Annotated in this window: 14 protein-coding genes; 8 read left to right on the top strand and 6 right to left on the bottom strand. The window is 71.5% G+C overall.

Annotated elements, in window-relative coordinates; all coding sequences use genetic code 11:
- The first annotated feature begins 161 nt into the window (after positions 1–161).
- From J2Y46_RS09835 to J2Y46_RS09805, 7 genes are all read left to right on the top strand, one after another.
- A complete protein-coding gene (locus J2Y46_RS09835; protein WP_310241994.1) occupies positions 162–1091 on the top strand; it encodes an HlyD family efflux transporter periplasmic adaptor subunit in 930 nt (309 codons plus the stop codon).
- Complete coding sequence (locus J2Y46_RS09830; protein WP_310241993.1) at positions 1088–1975, top strand: ABC transporter ATP-binding protein; 888 nt, start codon at positions 1088–1090, stop codon at positions 1973–1975. Before J2Y46_RS09835 ends, J2Y46_RS09830 begins: the two co-directional genes overlap by 4 nt.
- Entirely contained in the window at positions 1972–3180 is a 1209-nt protein-coding gene (locus J2Y46_RS09825; protein WP_045297410.1) for an ABC transporter permease, read from the top strand. The genes J2Y46_RS09830 and J2Y46_RS09825 overlap by 4 nt, the downstream gene beginning before the upstream one ends.
- Positions 3181–3202: 22 nt before the next feature.
- Positions 3203–3820 (top strand): PadR family transcriptional regulator, encoded by a 618-nt coding sequence (locus J2Y46_RS09820; protein ID WP_045297409.1) that lies wholly within the window; start codon positions 3203–3205, stop codon positions 3818–3820.
- Positions 3817–4533: an ABC transporter ATP-binding protein gene (locus J2Y46_RS09815; protein WP_045297408.1), complete on the top strand. Its 717-nt coding sequence runs from the start codon at positions 3817–3819 to the stop codon at positions 4531–4533. The genes J2Y46_RS09820 and J2Y46_RS09815 overlap by 4 nt, the downstream gene beginning before the upstream one ends.
- The gene (locus J2Y46_RS09810) at positions 4530–7394 is read left to right on the top strand and encodes an ABC transporter permease (RefSeq protein ID WP_310241989.1); all 2865 of its coding nucleotides are present in this window, start codon (positions 4530–4532) and stop codon (positions 7392–7394) included. The genes J2Y46_RS09815 and J2Y46_RS09810 overlap by 4 nt, the downstream gene beginning before the upstream one ends.
- A gap of 141 nt (positions 7395–7535) precedes the next feature.
- Positions 7536–9347, top strand: a complete 1812-nt coding sequence (locus J2Y46_RS09805) for a DEAD/DEAH box helicase (protein WP_310242347.1) — start codon at positions 7536–7538, stop codon at positions 9345–9347.
- 108 nt (positions 9348–9455) lie between these two features.
- Here the strand turns inward: J2Y46_RS09805 and J2Y46_RS09800 are convergent, their stop codons facing one another.
- Complete coding sequence (locus J2Y46_RS09800) at positions 9456–11150, bottom strand: SulP family inorganic anion transporter (RefSeq protein ID WP_310241987.1); 1695 nt, start codon at positions 11148–11150, stop codon at positions 9456–9458.
- 205 nt (positions 11151–11355) lie between these two features.
- On the opposite strand from J2Y46_RS09800, the gene J2Y46_RS09795 reads away from it, so the two are divergent.
- Positions 11356–12729 carry a hypothetical protein gene (locus J2Y46_RS09795; protein ID WP_045297403.1) on the top strand — a complete coding sequence of 458 codons (1374 nt, stop codon included), beginning with the start codon at positions 11356–11358 and terminating at the stop codon, positions 12727–12729.
- Between the two features lie 138 nt (positions 12730–12867).
- Here the strand turns inward: J2Y46_RS09795 and J2Y46_RS09790 are convergent, their stop codons facing one another.
- The 5 genes from J2Y46_RS09790 to mtrB all read right to left on the bottom strand — a co-directional run bounded on the left by J2Y46_RS09790 (position 12868) and on the right by mtrB (position 19249).
- Positions 12868–14079, bottom strand: coding sequence for an amidohydrolase family protein (locus J2Y46_RS09790; protein WP_045297402.1), 1212 nt, complete (start codon positions 14077–14079; stop codon positions 12868–12870).
- A 214-nt stretch (positions 14080–14293) separates the two neighbouring features.
- Positions 14294–14953, bottom strand: a complete 660-nt coding sequence (gene hpf, locus J2Y46_RS09785; protein WP_045297400.1) for a ribosome hibernation-promoting factor, HPF/YfiA family — start codon at positions 14951–14953, stop codon at positions 14294–14296.
- Positions 14954–15075: 122 nt separating this feature from the next.
- Complete coding sequence (locus tag J2Y46_RS09780) at positions 15076–15738, bottom strand: phosphoribosyltransferase family protein (protein ID WP_310241982.1); 663 nt, start codon at positions 15736–15738, stop codon at positions 15076–15078.
- Positions 15739–15830: 92 nt separating this feature from the next.
- On the bottom strand, positions 15831–17540 hold the full coding sequence (locus J2Y46_RS09775) for a GerMN domain-containing protein (RefSeq protein WP_045297398.1): 1710 nt from the start codon (positions 17538–17540) through the stop codon (positions 15831–15833).
- Positions 17537–19249, bottom strand: coding sequence for an MtrAB system histidine kinase MtrB (gene mtrB, locus J2Y46_RS09770; protein ID WP_045297396.1), 1713 nt, complete (start codon positions 19247–19249; stop codon positions 17537–17539). Before mtrB ends, J2Y46_RS09775 begins: the two co-directional genes overlap by 4 nt.
- Between the last annotated feature and the right edge of the window lie 6 nt (positions 19250–19255).

Genomic DNA, 19255 nt, shown 5'->3' with positions numbered 1-19255 from the left:
TGCGGCACCGCCGACTACTCCGCGACGAGCGGGTGAAACCGCCGCCCGCGCGGCGTACGAGCGCGACACGCGCAGGGGCGGAGCATCCGTTGGGATGCATGCCGGGTATGCATATACTCGGTGACTACATACTCGGTATGCCCCCAACGGAGAGGTGTCACATGGTTGTCTGGCGTCGATGGGTCTTCCCGATCCTGCTGGTGCTCGTGATGGGAATCGCCGCGGCCGCTCTGGTGAAGATCGCCTTCTTCCCCGACACGGCGCCCACCGCCGCCGCGCAGCCGTCGGCGCAGATCGCCGATCCGGTCATCCCCGTCGAGCGCAGCGCCGTCACCAACGCGCTCAGCCTGCCGGGCACCATCGCCCGGGACGCCGCCTACCCGGTCCGCTCCGAGGTCGACGGCACCGTCACCGCGGTCCACGTGGGCGAGGGCCAGGCCGTCACGGCGGGGCAGAAGCTGTTCACCATCAAGCAGACCGATCCGGTCAAGAGCATCGACGTCCTGGCCCCGGAGGCGGGCGAGGTGACCGAGATCGCGGTGGTGAAGGGGCAGCCCGCATCGATCGGCGGCGAGCTGGCGTCGCTGACGCCCGCTCGGTTCCACGTGCAGGCCACGGTCGATCCGGTGCAGCTGTACCGACTGCAGGGAGCCCCGTCCGAGGGATCCGTCACCATCCAGGGCGGCCCCGCGCCGTTCACCTGCACCGGGCTGAAGGTGTCGGTCGCCGAGGACGGCACCACGACGGTCACGTGCGCGGTGCCGGCCGATCAGGTCGTGTTCGCAGGGCTGCAGGCGCAGCTCGACATCGACCTCGGCACGGTGTCCGACGTGCTCGTCGTGCCGACCACGGCGGTCAAGGGCGGGTCGGGCACGGGCGTCGTCTGGGTGGACGCCGGCACCGGCGAGCTCGAGGAGCGGGACGTCTCGCTCGGCGTGAGCGACGGCGCCTTCGTCGAGGTGACCGCGGGCCTCGAGGAGGGCGAGCAGGTGCGCCAGTACGTGCCCGGCGTCCTCGCCGGAGACGACCCGGTCTGCTATGACGACGGCATGGGCGGCGAGTACTGCGAGCCCGCGGGGTGGAGCTGGTGAGCCTCGTCCGCCTCGAGGGCGTCGCCAAGCACGTCCTGCTCCCCGACGACAGCCGCCTCGACATCCTCCGCGGCATCGACCTCGCCGTCGCCGCCGGAGACCACGTCGCGATCGTCGGACGCAGCGGGTCGGGCAAGTCGACGCTCCTGAACCTCATGGGCATGCTGGACCGCCCCTCCGAGGGCGCGGTGTGGTTCCGCGGCGACCCGGTGCGCAAGATGCGGCGCGGCAAGCTCGATCGCCTCCGCGGCCGCAACGTCGGATTCGTCTTCCAGCAGTTCAACCTGCTCGCCGGGCGCACGGCGCTGGAGAACGTGGAGATGCCGCTCGGCTACGCGAGCGGCCGCGAGTTCTGGCGCCGCCGGCGCACGGCGACCGAGATGCTCGAGCGCGTCGGCCTCGGTCACCGCCTCGAGTCGACGCCCGAGCAGATGTCGGGGGGCGAGCAGCAGCGCGTGGCGATCGCCCGTGCGCTCGTGCGCCGGCCGGCGCTGATCCTCGCCGACGAGCCCACGGGCGCCCTCGACGTCGAGACCGGCGCGACGGTCATGGAGCTCCTCGACGACATCGCCTCGGAGGCCGACGCCGCGCTCGTGACCATCACGCACGACCTCCACGTCGCCGCCCGCGCCCGACGGCATTACCGCCTCGACGCCGGTGTGCTCACGCGGTTCGACCTCGGCGGCGCACCGACGCCGGCGGAGGCGAACCCGTCGGCACCCGAACTCGCCGCGAGCGTGGAGGAGCCGGATGTCGAGGCCGGGGCCGGGCCCACGCGCCCGGAGGCTCCGTCCGGCGTGCCGGCGGAGGGCGGAGGGGGCGTGGGGGCCGTCGAGGCCGCCTGGCGCGAAGACGAACCGGAGCGCGCGGAGGTGGCGCCGTGAGCGGTCTTGTCGGAGCGCTGGGCGAGGCGTGGTCGGAGCTGCGCCATCACAAGCTGCGGGTGCTGCTGAGCCTCATCGGCATCGCGGTCTCGGTCGGTGCGCTGACGGCGGTCGTCGCCCTCAGCGAATACCAGCGTCAGCAGATGGCCGAGCAGTCCGACCAGAGTGGCGGCCGGCCGGCGACGCTGTCGATCACGGCGTCGCGCACCGACGGCGCGCCGATGGACTGGGAGTCGTTCGACGCCCACCTCGCCCGTGTCTCGGAGCGCTACTCGTTCTCGCACCTCACGCGCATCGTCGACCCGGTGCAGCTGCAGCTGCAGACGCCCGAGCAGGTGCGACCGGTGATGGCGCGTCTGGTCGACCCCGCCTACGCCGTGATCCACCGGTCCGCCGTCCTCGAGGGCCGCTGGTTCCAGGACGCCGACGCCGAGCTGCTCGCTCCCCCGGCGGTGATCACCGAGGCCCTCTGGGACGTCTACGGCCGCCCCGCCCTCGGCCCGGGCTTCGCACTGAGTCTGCAGGGCGATCTCGCCGGCCGGTACACGGTCGTCGGCGTGACGCCGCGCCAGTACGCCGGCGACGAGGAGAAGCGCGTGACGCTCATGTACGACTCGTACGCCGCGCGGCGTGACGCGCTCCCCGCCGACGCCATGATCGCATGGGAGACGTGGGTGCCGGAGGACGGCGTCGCCGACCTCGGGCCCGCGCTCGCGGCGGATCTGCGCGCGGGACAGGACGACATCCAGGTCAGCGTGAACCGCACGGACTGGGCCTCGCGGCCGGACGCGCAGAGCTCGATGGCCGCGTTCGAGGTGATCACCGGAGGCATCGCCGGGCTGGTGCTGCTGCTGGGCGGTCTCGGGCTCGTCAACATCCAGCTCGTGGCGATGCGCCAGCGCATCCGCGAGATCGGGGTGCGCCGCAGCTTCGGCGCGACGCAGGGCCGCATCTTCACGTCGGTGCTGCTCGAGAGCGTCGTGGCGACGGCGGTCGCCGGCGTGATCGGCATCGCGATCGCGGTGGCGGTGCTCAAGGCGCCGTTCGTCATGGACATGTTCTCCGGCATGCAGGACATCCCGCCCTTCCCGGTGCGCGCCGCCGTCACCGGGCTCGTCGCAGCCGTCGCGATCGGCGCGCTGGCCGGCTTCATCCCGGCGCTCATGGCGGTGCGCTCCAACGTCATCGACGCATTGCGCTTCTGACCCTCCACCCGAAGGAGATCCCATGTCCGTTCGTCAGAGTCTGCTCGCGATCCTCGATCAGGGCCCGTGCTACGGCTATCAGCTGCGCGCCGAGTTCGACCGGCGCACGGGGTCGACCTGGCCGCTCAACGTGGGCCAGATCTACAACACGCTCGACCGCCTCGAACGCGACGGACTCGTCGAGAAGGGCGATGTGGACGAGCACGGTCACGTCTACTGGGAGATCACGGATGCCGGAGCCGCCGAGGTGCGCGACTGGCTGGCCTCGCCGGTGCAGCGTGCGCAGGGCACCCGCGACGAGCTCGCGATCAAGCTCGCGGTCGCCGCGACCCTGCCAGGCGTGGACGTGTCGGACATCATCCAGACGCAGCGTCGCTCCTCGCTCGCACAGCTGCAGGAGCTCAATCGGGCGAAATACGCCGGCGCGAGCCCCGACGGCCCGGAGGAGCTCGCGTGGTCGCTCGTCGTCGACTCCATGATCTTCTCGGCCGAAGCCGAGGTGCGCTGGCTCGACCACTCCGAGCAGCGCCTGGCGCTGCACCCGCATCACGCCATGGCGCTCGAACTCTCGACCGACAAGCCCAAGCGCGGGCGTCCGGCCAGAGCCGAGGCATCCGTCGCCTCCGAGAAGGCGCGATGACCGACACGGTGCTGCGTCTCATCGGTGTGACGCAGCAGTACGGCACCGGAGCGACGGCGGTCTCGGCGCTGTCGGGCGTCGACTTCGAGGTGAGCCAGGGCGAGCTGGTCGCGGTGATGGGTCCGTCGGGCTCGGGCAAGTCGACGCTGCTGTCGATCGCCGGTGGTCTCGCGATCCCGACCTCCGGCGAGGTGATCGTCGAGGGGCAGTACCTCAGCGAGCAGACGCCGGCGCAGCTCGCACGGCTCCGCCGACGCTCGCTCGGCTTCGTGTTCCAGGACTTCAACCTCATCCCGACGCTCACCGCGCTCGAGAACGTCACCCTGCCGCTCGAACTCGACGGCTTCCGATCCCGAGTGGCGCGACGCGCCGGACGCGATGCCCTCGCGTCGGTCGGCCTGGAAGACAAGGCCGGCTCGTACCCCGACGACCTGTCGGGCGGGCAGCAGCAACGCGTCGCGATCGCCCGCGCCGTCGTCGGCGGGCGCCGGCTGATCCTCGCCGACGAGCCCACCGGCGCGCTGGACTCGGTGACGGGAGAGATGGTGCTGAAGATGCTGCGCGCGCGGGTGGATGCCGGAGCCGCCGGCATCCTCGTCACGCACGAGGCCCGCCACGCCGCCTTCGCCGACCGCATCGTGTTCCTGCGCGACGGCCGCATCGTCGACGAGTCCCGGCGCGCGGGGGCGGACTCGCTGCTGGCGGCGCGATGACCAGCACCCTCGAGCGGACGGTCGACGCGTCCGCTCCCCCGGCCCCGCACGGCCCCGGTCCGGTCTCGCGGGCTGCCCGCTGGCGGGTCGCCGTCCGGATGGCGCAGCGGCAGCTGCGACGCGCGTGGGTGTCGAGCGTGCTCGTCACGACGCTGGTGGCGCTTCCCATCGCGGGGATGACCGGATTCCTCATCTTCACCGCGAGCGCCATCGCGAGCCCTGAGGAGCGCACGGCCGCGGAGCTCGGCGACATGGAGGCGTGGATCGCGCCGTCCGGCGTCCCCGGCGCGGGGTTCTGGCAGGTGCCGACAGAGCCGGAGTGGAACGGGTACCCGATCGACGCGGACGGGGTCATGACGATGCCGGACGGCGAGCCGCTGGACGATCCGACCGGTCTGCTGGCCGCCGGCACCGAGGTCCTCCCCGTCTCGAGAGGCATGGTCTCGGTCGCCACCGATGACGGCGCGGCCGTGCTCCCGGCGTGGGCCGGGACGACATGGGATCCGCGCTTCGCGGAGGCGTTCGTCCTGGTGGCGGGCGATCGCCCGGCCAAGGCTCGCGATGCGATGGTCACGCCCGCCGCGCTGGAACGGCTCGGGCTCGAGCTCGGCGACACGCTCCGGCTGTCGGACGGCCCGGCCTTCACGGTGACCGGCACTCTCGACGCCGCAGCCATCGCCGACGGCGTCGCGGCGGTGTTCCTTCCCGAGCACGCACGCAGAGCCGTCGGGGGCACCCAGAAGTGGTATCTCCCGGAGCTCGAGCTCTCGTGGGCCGACGTGCAGCGGCTCAACGACGAAGGCGGTGTCGTCGCCTATTCGCGCACCGTGGCGTTCGACCCGCCGGAGTTCTCGAACCGCTACTACTCGTCGGCCTCGACCGAGCGGTGGGCGAAGATGTGGCCGCTCGTGCTCATGCTGTCGGTTGCGGCGCTGTTCGCCGGCTATGTGGTGGTGATGCTCGCCGGTGCCGCCTTCGCCGTCGCGGCGCGCCGTCAGCAGCGAGCGCTCGCGGTCGCCGCGAGCGTGGGGGCGAATCGCCGGGATCTCTCGCGGGTGGTGCTGCTGCAGGGGACCGCACTCGGCCTCGTGGGCGGCGCCATCGGAATCGCCGGAGGGATCGGCATCGCGGCCCTCGTGATCGCTCTGGGTTCCGGCGCCGGCACGACGATGTTCTGGGGCTTCCACGTGCCGTGGGAGCTCATCGCCGCGGTGCTCGTCTTCGCGGTGATCGTCGGCACCGTGTCGGCATGGATGCCAGCCCGCGCGGTCGGTCGCACAGATGCGCTCCGCGCGCTGCGCGGCGCGCGCCGCCCGCAGAGACCCGTCGTCGCGCGCCCCATCTGGGGGTCGGTGCTGATCGTGACCGGGGTCGCGATCACCCTGCTGTGCGCGTTCGCGGTCGCCGCCATCAACGCCACCGACTTCTTCGGCTACGACTCGCTCATGCGCTATGTGCCCGCTTACGGGATCGTTGTCGGGCCGATCGTCGCGCAGTTCGGCATCCTGCTCTCGGGACGGTGGCTCCTCTGGACCGCCTCGCGCGGGCTCTCTCACGCCGGCATGGCGGCGAGGCTCGCCTCGAGGGATGCCGCAGCCAACGCCTCACGGACGGTTCCGGCGTTCGCCGCGATCGCCGCGACGGTGTTCATCGGAGTCTTCGCGCTCGCCCAGTCCTCGATGCAGACGGCCCAGACCGCCCGGCTGTGGTACTACGACGCACCGCCCGGGAGCATCGCCGTCCCGATCTGGCCCGGCTCGTCTTCTCCCGGCGTGCTCGATCCCGAAGACGCCGAGGCCGGCACCACCGCCGCCCTCCAGATCGCGCACGACGCGGGCGCAGACCGGGCGGCGGTCGTGTCCCGCCAGCTGAACACCGTGTGGGAGTACCCGTCCGCCGAGGAGGTGCCCGATGACGTGACCTTCACGATCGCGCTTCTCGGCGAACAGCACCTGCTCGACCCCGAGGCGCAGGACTACTCCTCGTCGTTCGGCCAGGACCCGAGCAATCCGATCTCCGTCGTGGCCGCCGAGGACGTGAGGGTCGTGATGGGTCTGGAGCTGCCGGCATCCGCCCTCGCCGCGTACCGCGACGGTGCCGCACTCGTCGCCGACGGTCGGTTCGTCTCGGGCGGAGCGATCGACGTCGCGACGTTCGCGGGCGCCGACGTCTACGAGGGGCGCACCCCCGACAACATCTGGGAGCGTCGGTCCAGCTCTCCCCCGCCGGCCGATCCGGTGCGCGTCGCGCGGATGGACGCGATCGTCGTCGATGCCCCGCTGCAGCCGGTGGCGATCGCCGTCGCCCCGAGCACCGCAGAGCGTCTGGGCATGGTGCTCGTGCCGGAACGGGTGGTTGCGACGACTCCGGCACCGCTGGCATGGGCCGAGCGGGACCGCATGCAGGCGCAGGCGGAGCTCCTGAGCGGGGCCGCTTTCACGCTCGCTCCGGGCGTCGAGGAAGGGCCCCCGAGCGATGCGGCATGGATGGTGCCGCTCCTGGCCGCGGTGGCCGTTCTCGTACTCGGAGTGAGCGCGGTCGCCCTGGGCCTTGCCCGCTTCGAGCGCCGCCCCGACGACGCGACCATCGCCGCCGTCGGCGGCACGAGGTCGCTCCGACGCGGAATCGGCTTCTGGCAGGGGCTCATCATCGCCGGCCTCGGCGCCCTCGCCGGGGCGGCCGTCGGCGTGCTTGCGCCGATCGGCTTCTCGATCCAGTCGGAGGGCGCGCTGCAGATCTCGGACATCCCGTGGTGGCTGATCGCCGCGGTGGTCGTGGCGCTTCCTCTTGCGATCGCGGTGACCAACTGGCTGGCGCCGCCGCGGCGCCCCGAACTCACACGTCGCACCGCGATCACCTGACCTGCCTCTCGTCGTGCGACGGCACCCGGACGAGCGCAGAGAAGCGGCATCCTGTCGCCTCACAGGCGCACCCCGCTACGCTTAACTGTGCACACGAACGCCGACCAGATCGAAGCCGAGGCTCAGACCGAGCCCGCAGCGATGACTTTCTCCGACCTCGGGCTCAGCCAGCCCGTCCTCAAGGCGCTGAAGGACATCGGCTACGAGACCCCGTCGGCGATCCAGGCGGCCACCATCCCGACGCTGCTCGGCGGCCGTGACGTCGTGGGCATGGCGCAGACCGGAACCGGCAAGACCGCCGCGTTCGCGCTGCCGATCATCGACCGGCTCGACCTGTCGCAGAAGACCCCGCAGGCCCTCGTGCTGGCTCCGACGCGCGAGCTCGCCCTGCAGGTGTGCGAGGCGTTCGAGAAGTACGCGGGCCACCTGAAGGACGTGCACGTCCTTCCCGTCTACGGCGGACAGGGCTACGGCGTGCAGCTGTCGGCCCTCCGACGCGGCGTGCACATCGTCGTCGGAACCCCCGGCCGCATCATCGACCACCTCGAGAAGGGCACGCTCGATCTCTCGGGGCTGCAGTACCTCGTGCTCGACGAGGCCGACGAGATGCTCAAGATGGGCTTCGCCGAAGACGTCGAGACCATCCTCGCCGAGACGCCCGACACCAAGCAGGTCGCGCTGTTCTCGGCCACCATGCCGGCCACGATCCGCCGGATGTCCCAGCAGTACCTGCACGACCCCGAAGAGATCACGGTCAAGTCGAAGACGCAGACCTCGGCCAACATCTCGCAGCGCTATCTCATCACCGCATGGCAGCAGAAGATGGACGCGCTCACCCGCATCCTCGAGGTCGAGAACTTCGACGGCATGATCGTGTTCGGCCGCACCCGCTCGATCACCGAGGAGATCGCCGAGAAGCTCCGCGCCCGCGGCTACTCCGCCGCCGCGATCAACGGCGACATCGCCCAGCCGCAGCGCGAGAAGACGGTCAACCAGCTGAAGTCGGGCAAGCTCGACATCCTCGTGGCGACCGACGTCGCCGCGCGAGGTCTCGACGTCGAGCGCGTCTCGCACGTCGTCAACTACGACATCCCGACGGATGCCGAGTCCTACGTCCACCGCATCGGCCGCACCGGTCGCGCGGGGCGTTCGGGCGACGCCATCAGCTTCGTGACGCCCCGCGAACGCGGTCTCGTCAAGATGATCGAGCGCGCCACCCGCCAGGAGCTCACCGAGATCCCGCTGCCGAGCGTCGACGAGGTCAACGTGACCCGCCTGTCGCGCTTCGACGACCGCATCACCGCGGCCCTCGGCGAAGCCGAGCGCATCGAAGCCTTCCGCGACATCGTGGCCCACTACGTGCGCAACCACGACGTGCCCGAGGCGGATGTGGCGGCGGCCCTCGCCGTCGTCGCGCAGGGCGACACCCCTCTCCTCCTGGAGGCCGACCCCGAGCCGGCTCCGCGGCGCGAGCGCACGGAGCGGACCGACCGCGGCGATCGCCCCGCCTTCGGCGATCGTCCCGAGCGCGGCGAGCGCCGCACGCCCCGCGAGGGCTTCGCCACCTACCGCATCAACGTGGGCAAGCGTCAGCGCGTCGAGCCGCGTCAGATCGTCGGTGCGCTCGCGAACGAGGGGGGCCTCCGTCGCGACGACTTCGGCGCGATCAAGATCATGCCTGACTTCTCGCTCGTCGAGCTGCCGGCGAACCTCCCCGCCGGCGCGCTGGACCGCCTCGCCGACACGCGCATCTCGGGTCAGCTCATCGAGCTGCGTCCCGACAGCGGGCGTCCGCAGCGACGCAAGGACGCCACGGGCGGGTCGTACCGCGACAACCGCGCCTACGGCGACCATTCGGAGAGCCGCGGCTCGTACCGCGACTCGGGTTCGCGCGGCTCCTACGGCGACGACCGTCCGGCGCGCAAGCCCCGGCACAAGCGCAGCGACGGCTGACCCGGCCGCGCCGCCGGGGTCGCAGCCGGGCCCACGCGCCCGGAGGCTCCGCGCGGCGCGCCGGCCCCGGGTGGTGGCGTGGGGGCCCGTCCCCGCGGTTCAGGAGGGTCAACCGGACGTGCCCTGCTGCGCGGGGAAGGCCCGCACCGCATCCTCGAGGTCGTTGTAGATGCGGTCGGCGGGGATCCGCTTCGCCATGCCGTAAGCCGTGAACTCGTCCAGGACCGCGGTCTCGGGACGCGCGAGCACGAGTCGGACGCCGCGGGCATCGAGCCAATCCACGAGGCCCGAGAACGCCACCCCGGCGGAATAGTCGATGTCGGAGATGCCGGCGCAGTCGAGCACCAGCCACTTCACCGGGTCGGGCGCGTTCTGCACGACCTGCTGCACGTCGTCGACGAACCGCGACGCGTTCGCGTAGAAGAGGTCGGCGTCATATCGGAACACCACGAGTCCCGGCGCCGTCTGCTCGCCGGCGGCCGCGGTCGTGTACTCGTACCCTTGCTTGCCGCGCACGCCGAGCACGAAGTCGCGCGGGCGGTACTGCCGGCGCACGACGTCGAGCAGCGACAGCGCGAGCGCGAGGATCACACCCGCACCGACGCCGACGATGAACACGGTGAGGGCCGTCGCGAGCGCGATGAAGAACTCGCCCCGGCGCACGCGCGACACGCGCCTGAGGCCGCGGATGTCGATGAGCTCGAGGCCGATCACGAAGACCACGCCGCCGAGCACCGCCTTCGGGAGGTCGGTGAGCAGGTTCGTGAGGAACAGCAGCACTATGAGCGTCACCGCCACGACCGTGAGGTTGGCGACCTGCGTGCGCCCCTTCTGCCCGTCGAGGATCTGCGTCTTGGTGGGCGACCCGTTCACGACGAACGTGCCGCTGAAGCCCGCGGCGAGATTGGATGCGGCGAGCCCGACGATGTCGCGATTCACATCCGCGCGGTCCCCGTGCTTGGCCGCGAAGCTGCGCGAGGTCGCCGCGCTCTGGGCGATGATGATGATGAAGCAGGCGAACGCGGTCGAGAGCACCGCGGGCACATCGCCCCATGACACTCCGGACGGGAAGCCGATCGGCGGGAAACCACCCTGGATCGCGCCGATGACCTCGACGCCGTAGCTCGATGCGTTCGTGAACGTGGCGAGGATCAGGAGGCCCACCACCGCGATGATCGCGCCGGGCACCTTCGGCAGGAAGATCTTGAAGGCGAAGATGATGCCGATGGTCGCCGCCCCGTAGGCGAGCGTCGGCCACGACAGCCGGCCGAGTTCGCTGATCCACGCCCACTGCTGCTGGAACCAGTCGCCCGATCCCTTCGGCACGCCGAGGATGTCGGGGATCTGGCTCGTCGCGACCTGGATGCCGACGCCGGTGAGGAAGCCGATGAGCACCGAGGCCGACAGGAAGTCGCCGATGAAGCCCAGCCGCAGCACCCGGGCGAGGATGAGCAGCAGGCCGCAGACGAGTGCCGTCAACCCGCATAGCGCCACCCATTGGGGTGAGCCCGGATCGAGTCCGGCGATGCCGGCGGTCAGCAGGCCTCCCGCCATGATCGCCGCCGTCGCGGAATCGCCCCCGACCACGAGCAGCTTCGACGACCCCAGCAGGGCGAACGCGAGCAGCGGCAGCAGGATCGTGTACAGACCGGTGACGATCGGGGTCTGCGCGATGGAGGTGTACCCCATGACCTCAGGGATCGCGACGGCGGCGAGCGTCACGCCCGCGATGACGTCGCGGGAGAGCCACGACATCTTGTAGCCGCGCAGCGAGACCGGAACGAGGAACGTGGGCAGGGCCATGTCGACTCCCTTGGGCGAGGATCGCGCCGGCCCCTTCGCGTCGGCGAGAGGTGCCGCGAGGGCCCCAGGCACCCGGTCACGCGACGTGTGCGCTCATTCTGGGGCACCGGGGCACGCGTGCGCGAGAGCCACGCTCTGCGCGAACAATCCACGGTGGCGCCCGCTCGCCTCAGCCTGCTCCCAGCGGCCCCCGTAGGATCGATTCATGGCCGGATTCTGGGGCAGACGCAAGCGCGAGCAGGAAGAACTGAACACGCAGGACGCCGACCTGGCGCGTCGCGCGCAGCAGGCGCTGGTGGCGGCCGACGAGCGCATCCGACTCACGACCGACGAGCTGGCGTTCGCCGACGCCGAGCTGGGCCCCGGCCCCACCAACGAGCTGCGCGAAGCGCTCGCGTCGGTGCGGACGCACCTGCAGGAGGCCTTCCACCTCCACCAGCTCAACCACGACGAGATTCCCGACACCCCCGAGGAGCTGCGGACCCGGAACGCCCGCATCGTGCAGCTGTGCGAGTGGGCCGAAGACCTCCTCGACGACCGCACCGAGGCCCTCGCGGCGCCGATCGAGCGCGCGCGGCGCGCTCCCGAGATCATCGCGAAGGTGCGGGCGGATGCCGCGCGCCTACGCCTGCGCCTGCCCGACGCCCGCTCCACCGTCGACCGGCTGGCCATCCGTTACTCGTCGCACGCGCTGTCGCAGATCGAGGCGAACCCGGCTGAGGCGGAGCAGCTCCTGGGCTTCGCTGAGCACAGCGCCGGCGTCGCCGAGCGCCGCCGCGAGGCGGGCCAGCGCGAGCAGGCGAACATGGCGCTCGAGGCCTCGACCGAGTCCGTGCGCCGCGCCGAGACGCTGATCGACGCCGTCGAGACGTTCGAGGTCGAGGCGCTGCGCGCCGAGTCGACGCTCGCCGCGATCGTCGAGGACTCCCGCGGCGACCTCGTCGTCGCTCTCAAGGAGCCGCACTCCCCCGCGGTGCAGACCGCGATCGAGGAGCTGCAGGCGGCCTTGGCGGCTCTTCCCGCGGCCGGCGTGAACACCGACCCCTTCGAGCAGCTCTCTCGACTGCGCGAGGCGAACGCGGGACTGGATGCCGCGATCGCGGCCGCGCGCGATCGCGCGGCCCGACCCATCCCGCCCCTCGAGCACGTGTGCCACGCCATCGACGACGCCGACCGCCAGCTCGCCGTCTCGCGCGACGTGATCGCCGGGCACCGCGGCTGGATCGGCGCCGACGCGCGCACGCGATTCGCCGAGGCCGAGCGCGTGCGCCTCGACCTCGACCGATACCTCGGCTCGTCGGCCGCCGCGGTCACCGCGATCGACGAGGACCACCGCGAGCAGGCGTTCGCGATGGCCCGCCGTGCCGCGTTCCTCGCGAGCGAGGCGCTGCAGCTGGCACAGCGCGACATCGACGCCGCCCGCCCGCAGCCCGACCAGTGGGGCGGGCCCGGATACGGTCAGCAGGGGTACGGACAGCCCGGCTGGGGCGGCGGTCGCCGCGGCGGCGGCTCGGACGTCATGGGCGGCATCCTCGGCGGCCTCGTGATCGGCAGCATCCTCGACGGCATCTTCGACTGACCGCGGCGCCACCGGTTCGGGTTCTGACCCAGGCCTGATTGCCGAAACACGGGCTGGTCACGACGACACGCCGGGGCGCAGCATCCGTTCCCGGCGTGTCGTTTCGCCGACCCGTGCTTCGGCAGAGGAATCGAGGTCTCAGACGGTGAGAACCTGGAGCGCGTCGGCCACAACCCGGCCGTCGTGGATCACCGTGCGATCGACACCGCGGTCCATGACCGCGCTCGTCGGCGTCTCGCCGTCCACGAGCACGAGGTCGGCACGGTCTCCGGCGGCGACGCCCGGCCGATCGCCGACGCCCGCGATGCGCGGCGACGCGTGACTCATGATCGAGGCTCCGCCCACCGTGGCGACGGCGAGCGCAAGCTCGATGTGGTCGTCGCGGCGGAAGCCGTTGACGAACGCGAGCTGCCACGTGCGGTCGAGCATGTCGCAGTTGCCGTACGGGCTCCAGTAGTCGCGCTGTCCGTCTTCACCGAGCCCGACGCGCACGCCGGCGTCGACGAGATCGACGAGTCGCAGATGCCCGCTGGTCGACGGCGCGACCGTGGCCATCGCGATGTCGAGCTCGGCGAACTCGTCGATGAGGCGGCGGCTCACGGACTCCGACACCGAGCCGAGATCGTACGCGTGCGACAAGGTGACCTTGCCCTGCATGCCCAGCGCGCGCGTGCGCTCCAGCACGAGCTCGGTGCTGAACACGCCCAGGGCGCCGGGCTCGTGCAGGTGGATGTCGATCTCGACCTGGTACTTCTCGGCGAGGCCGAACACGATGTCGAGGTGCCTGACCGGATCGCGGTCGAGCTGGCTCGGGTCGATCCCGCCCATCACGTCGGCGCCCTGCTTCAGCGATTCCTCGAGGTACTCGACCGTGCCCGCCTCGCGCAGGATGCCGGCCTGCGGGAACGTCATGATCTGCACGTCCGCGTGCTCGCGGAACCTCTCCTTCGCGGCGAGCACGGAGTCGAACTTCTCGAGCTTGCAGTCGACGTCGACCTGCGCGTAGGTGCGCACGCGCGTCGTGCCCTTCGCGATCATCTGCTCGAGGGTGCCCGCCACGATCGCGGCGTGCGGCACGTCGGTGTCACGCCAGTTGTCGCGATCGTTGAGCATCATGCCCCACACGCCGGGGGCACCCGTGTGAGGGCGGAACGGCAGCCCGATGCGCGAGGAGTCGAGGTGCACGTGCACGTCGCTGAACGACGGCAGCAGAAGCCGGCCGCGGCCGTCGACGTCGTCCGGGCCCGTCGGAGCGGACGCGTCGTGGGCGCGGATCTCGGCGATGCGGTCGCCCTCGATAACGATGTCGGCGGGCCCGGCGCCCCACGGGCGCGCGTTGCGGATGATCACGGGTGGTGCCTCTCGACGGATGAGCGGATGCCGCGGCCAGACCGGCGCGACCCGTCGATGGTATACCGAATACCATCGACGTTCGGCCGGGCCGCGGCATCCGTTCTCGTCCGCAGATGCACGAGGGGTGGGGGGGGGGGGGGGGGCGCCCCCCCCCCCCCCCCGGGGGGGGGGGGGGGCCCCCCCCCCCCCCCCCCACCCCTCGGAGTATCTGTCAGGATGCCAGTTCGTCCGGCTGAGCCTGCGTGGTCAGCGAGATCACTCCGTAGTCCCAGCCCTTGCGGCGGTACACGACGCTGGGGTGGTCGGTGCGGGCGTCGATGAACAGGAAGAAGTCATGGCCGACCAGCTCCATGCGGTCGACGGCCTCCTCCACCGACATCCATTCGGGGTGGAATTCCTTCGTGCGGATGACGACGGGCGTGTAGCCCTCTTCCTCCTCGTTGCCCGTGATGATCGGGATCTCGCCGGTGGCGACGGCGCGGAGCACGTCGACGGATGCGGGCTGCAGATCGATCCCCTGGAGCGCTCCGCTGCCCTTCTCGAACTTGGCGCCGCGGGGGTGGTTGCGCGCGTCGACGCGCTTGTCCTTCGCGCGGCGCAGCTGTTCGCACAGCTTGTCGACCGCGAGGTCGAGAGCGGTGAACTTGTCGCCGTCCGTCGCCTCGGCCCGGATGACGGGGCCTTTGCCGTTGACGGTGAGTTCGACGGTCTCATCCTCCATGCGACCGTTGTGATACGCACGGTGCGTGACCTTGACCTCCACGCGTTGAGCGCGGGGCGCGAGGTTCTCGATGCGGAGGGCCTTCTCCTCGACGACACCGCGGAAGCGATCTGTGATCCCCACTCCCACGCCGACGATGCTGGTTTCCATCCTTGACCTCCTTGTTCCGGTCCGCCCGGCCAAGGGCGGACCATCAGTCGCCTTGTCTCCCCCACGCTAGCCGGGCGTTCGGACTCTGTCACCTGTGAGTTTCGATTGCGTCGGGAAGCCGTTCACCGACCCGTGGGACGCCTTCGCGGAGTGGCCGCGACGGTGATCGCGGCCACCACGTCGGCACCCTCCGCACGCAGTGCGCGGACCGCTTCGGCGAGGCTCGCACCGGTCGTCACGACGTCGTCGACGACCACGACCCGCCGCCCCGCGCCGCCCGTGGCCACGAGGCTCCGCGCGACGTTGCGCGCCCGGGCGTCGCGGTCGAGCCCGCGCTGGTCCGCGGTGCGCCGGGCGTACCGGAGCAGGCGGCTCGGCCGCCGGCCGATGCGGCGCACGAGCAGATCGGGCACTCGGTAGCCGCGCCGGCGATACGACTGTCGCGAGGTCGGCAGGGGCACCAGCACGGCGTCTCCGGCGCCCGCGTGGGCCAGCGCCGCCGCGAGGGCGGGAGCGAGCGCTTCGGCGAGGCTCGTGCGCCCTTCCTCCTTGATCGCGCGCAGGACCCGCGCCGCGACCCCCTCGAAGGCGAGGCCGCTCCACACCGCGACGACGCCGCCCGGAGCCTCGATGAACCGCGTTCGGGGGTCGGGAGCCAGGGCGAGCGCGCAGCGCTCGCACAGGGCGACGTCGGGCTCGTCGCACCCCGCGCACGAGACGGGAAGCAGCAGCGCCAGCGCATCGGCGCACGCCTCGCGCACAGCGACGAGGATCTCCGGTATCACCGCCTCAGCATCCCGGCGCGCGCGGTGGTCTCGGTGCCGGCATCCCGCATCGGTGGACGGCCATCGCGGTGGGCGGCCTGGGGAGGAACCTCCTACTGCGGCGCGCCCTGCTGGGTCGCGAGGACCCCGACGCCCGTCGCGGTGGGCTGCCAGCTGGTGCCGCGCTTGACGTAGAGCGTGCCGTCCTCGGCCCGAAGCCGCAGACTCGAGATGCCGCTTCCGCCCGCGATCGAGGCCATGCCCGAAGGCGCCGTCGAGGTGGAGGTCGGCGCGCCGACCACCTGCTCGATGACCGTCGAGTCGGCGTCGGCGCCGCTGGTCAGCACGCCGACCGAGACGTCGTCGATCCACGTGACTCCGATGCGCGTGACGCCGATCACCGCACCGCCCGCGACGGCGAGCTGCATCGGCTGCCCGAGGCGCACAGGCGCGATGTCGTCACGGATGACTCCGGCCACCGACACCACCGAGCGGCCGCCGGCGCTCACGAGCGCGGCCAGGCGCGTCCCGTCGCGCGACAGCGCCATGCCGGCGATGGCCGTCCCTTCGCCCCACGCCTCGGCGACCTCGATCACATCGCCGTTGGGCAGATAGGCCCGCAGCGCGGCCGGGTCGTCCTGAGGGACGCTCCACACGACTCCGTATGGGTCGATCACGGGATCGACCAATCCGGGCCGGGTGTCCAGCACCTCGGGCTCGGTCCCGGCCGAGTTCAGCCTCACCACCGCCCCTGAGGCGAGGCGCGCCGCGGCGAGATCGCGCTCGGCCCCGACCTGCACGCTCAGCGGCGACGCGGCTTCGACCGCAGCCGAGAGGCCGGGGATCTTGTCGATCTCATCGCCCGTGAGGAATCCGAACCCGGCCTCCGTCAGCACCAGGGGCGTGGCCGGCACGCGAGTGGAGCGCACCGCGACGGGCTGCGCGTCGATCGGGGCGGAGTCCACGGTCATCACGACCTCGGCCACGCCGGCGGCGCGCAGGCTCTCTTCGAGCTGCGTCAGCATGCGGTTGCGGGCTTCACTGCTCGCGGCCAGCATCGCTTCGCCTGTGAGCGCGACGTCGGACACGCCCTCGTCGGCGGTAGGCACGACTGTGACCGCTGACACTCCATCGGGGAACGCTGTCTCGACCGATTCGGCCAGCCACTCGCTCTTCGGCTTGTTGACCAGCGCCAGAGCGATGCTTCCCGCCGCCTTGGTGACCGGGAACCAGCGCACGTCGGGCACAAGATACTGCCAGGACGGGTCGAAGTACATGAGCGGGTAGCGGTGGAACACCTGCGGGAACTGGGCCTCGTCGAGCCAGACCCCGTCAGGCGCCTCGGTGATGCGCCACTCGCCATCGTCCTGCTGTGCGAGTTCGAACGTCCAGTTCCCGGGAGACAGGTCCGCCCGCTGGTAGGCGCCGCTGTCGTCGACCGTCCCTGCCACCTCCGAGGCGAAATCGACGAGGCCCTCGCCAGTTTCGACGTAGTCCCGCTCGGCTCGCTCGTCGACGATCACCCCCGCATCCGGATTCCATGTCTCGGCGAGCGAAGGTGCCAGGAACTCGCGGGCGACGGCCCAGTTGCCACGCACGCCGGGACCCGACCCGGCGTCGATGAACCCTTCGACGATCTGCTGCGGCGTGGCGCCCGGCTGCGGCCGGTTCGGGATGAACACCACGTTCTGCGAGCCGTTGCCGGTGTTGCCGTTCTCGAGCCCGTACTCCGGCGGGCCGCTCGTGGGAAAGCCGGCGCAGCCGGTGACGACGACCGCGCACAGCGCGAGGATGAGGGCCAGGATGCCGCGTACCCGGGTCATGCGGATCCTCCCCGGGTGCCGGCATCCGTGTCGCTCGCGCCGTCTCGGGGCAGCTCGATCGGCGCGGTGAGGCCGAGGTCGTCGAGGGCGGCGACCGCGTCATCGCCCGGATCGACCGGGATCGGCGACTCCCCCCCGAGCGGCATCGCCTGCCGCGGGAGGGTCAGGACGAAGTTCGTGCCCCGGCCGACCTCCGACCACACCGCCAGTTCGCCGCCGTGGAGCTTCGCGTCGCCCAGCGCGATCGACAGGCCGAGGCCGGTGCCGCCGATCGTGCGCTTGCGCGAGGGGTCCGCTCGCCAGAAGCGGTCGAAGACGTGCTCGACGTCCTCGGGCTTCATCCCCATGCCGTAGTCGCGGACGCCGATGGCGACGGCCTGCTGGTTGCTGTCGACGCTGACGACGATAGGACGCCCCTCGCCGTGCTCGATCGCGTTGCCGAGCAGGTTGCGCACCACGCGCCGCACGCGGCGCGGGTCCATGTCCACGGGGGAATATCCCCCGGGAGCCACGAGGCGCACGTCCGTGCCGTGCTGTTCGGCGAGCTGCTGCATCGACCCGATCACGTCTTCGGCGAGGTGGGCCAGGCTCGTCGGCTCGAGTTCGAGCTGCACCGAGCCCGCGTCGTACCGGCTGATCTCGAGCAGGTCGGTGAGCAGGGTCTCGAAGCGCTGCACCTGCGCGTTCAGCAGCTCGGCCGCGCGCGCGGTGGCCGGATCGAAGTCCTCCCGCTGGTCGTTGATCATGTCGGCGGCGAGGCGGATCGTCGTCATCGGGGTGCGCAGCTCGTGCGACACGTCGGAGACGAAGCGCTGCTGCACCAGCGAAAGGTCGGCGAGCTCTTTGATCTGCGACTCCATGCTGTCGGCCATCGCGTTGAACGACCGGCCGAGGGTCGCCAGCTCGTCCTCGCCGCGCACCTCCAGGCGCACGTCGAGACGCCCGGCCGCGAGCTTCGCGCTCGTGTCGGCCGCCTCGCTGATCGGGGTGGTCACGGATCGCAGGACGAACCAGGCGATGCCGCTGATCAGGAGCACGAGGCCGATGCCGACGACCCACAGCGTCCGCTGAACGAAGGTGAGCGTCTCGGGCGCGTTCGCGAGGTCGTACGCGAGGTACAGCTCGTACGACGCGACGCGATCGATGGTGAGCTGCTGCCCGACCAGGATTCCCGGGACCGTCGTGTCGTCGCCGTCGGGAAGGGCCACCGGCTGCCAGATCTGCTGGTCGGGGTTGGTGCGCACGAGCGCCCGCATCGGCGTCGTGAGCAGCTCGTTCATCACCTCCTCGTTGGTGCTGAAGTCCTGCGGCGCGTTGGGCACGAGGGGCCCGATGCGGTAGGCGCCCACGATCACGGCGGACGACTGATCGCGCAGCGCCGTGAACGCCAGGGTCATGACGTTCTGCAACTGGATGGAGTCGTTCTGCACCGAGGCGTCGAGGGTCCGCTGCGCCGCGGCGCGCGCCTGCTCGGCGTCCATCAGCACCTGATCCTTGCGAGAGGCGAACAGGTCGTTCTGGATGGCGAGGGCCATCCACACGCAGGCGACCACGACGGCCAGCGCCGTGAGGCCGATCGTGACGAGGATCGTGCGGAACCGGAGGGAGCGCCGCCAGAGGCCCGCGATGTCCCCCGGCCAAGCCCGCCAGAGGCGCCACCACCGGACGCGGGCGCGCGCCGGCGTCACGGCCGTGATGGGCGCCGTCATGGCCGT

Origin of the sequence: Microbacterium sp. BE35, assembly GCF_031457705.1 — a bacterium.
In the GTDB taxonomy this organism is placed as follows: domain Bacteria; phylum Actinomycetota; class Actinomycetes; order Actinomycetales; family Microbacteriaceae; genus Microbacterium; species Microbacterium trichothecenolyticum.
Note: the sequence above shows the minus strand (reverse complement) of the source record. Positions and strands in the feature narration are given on the sequence as shown.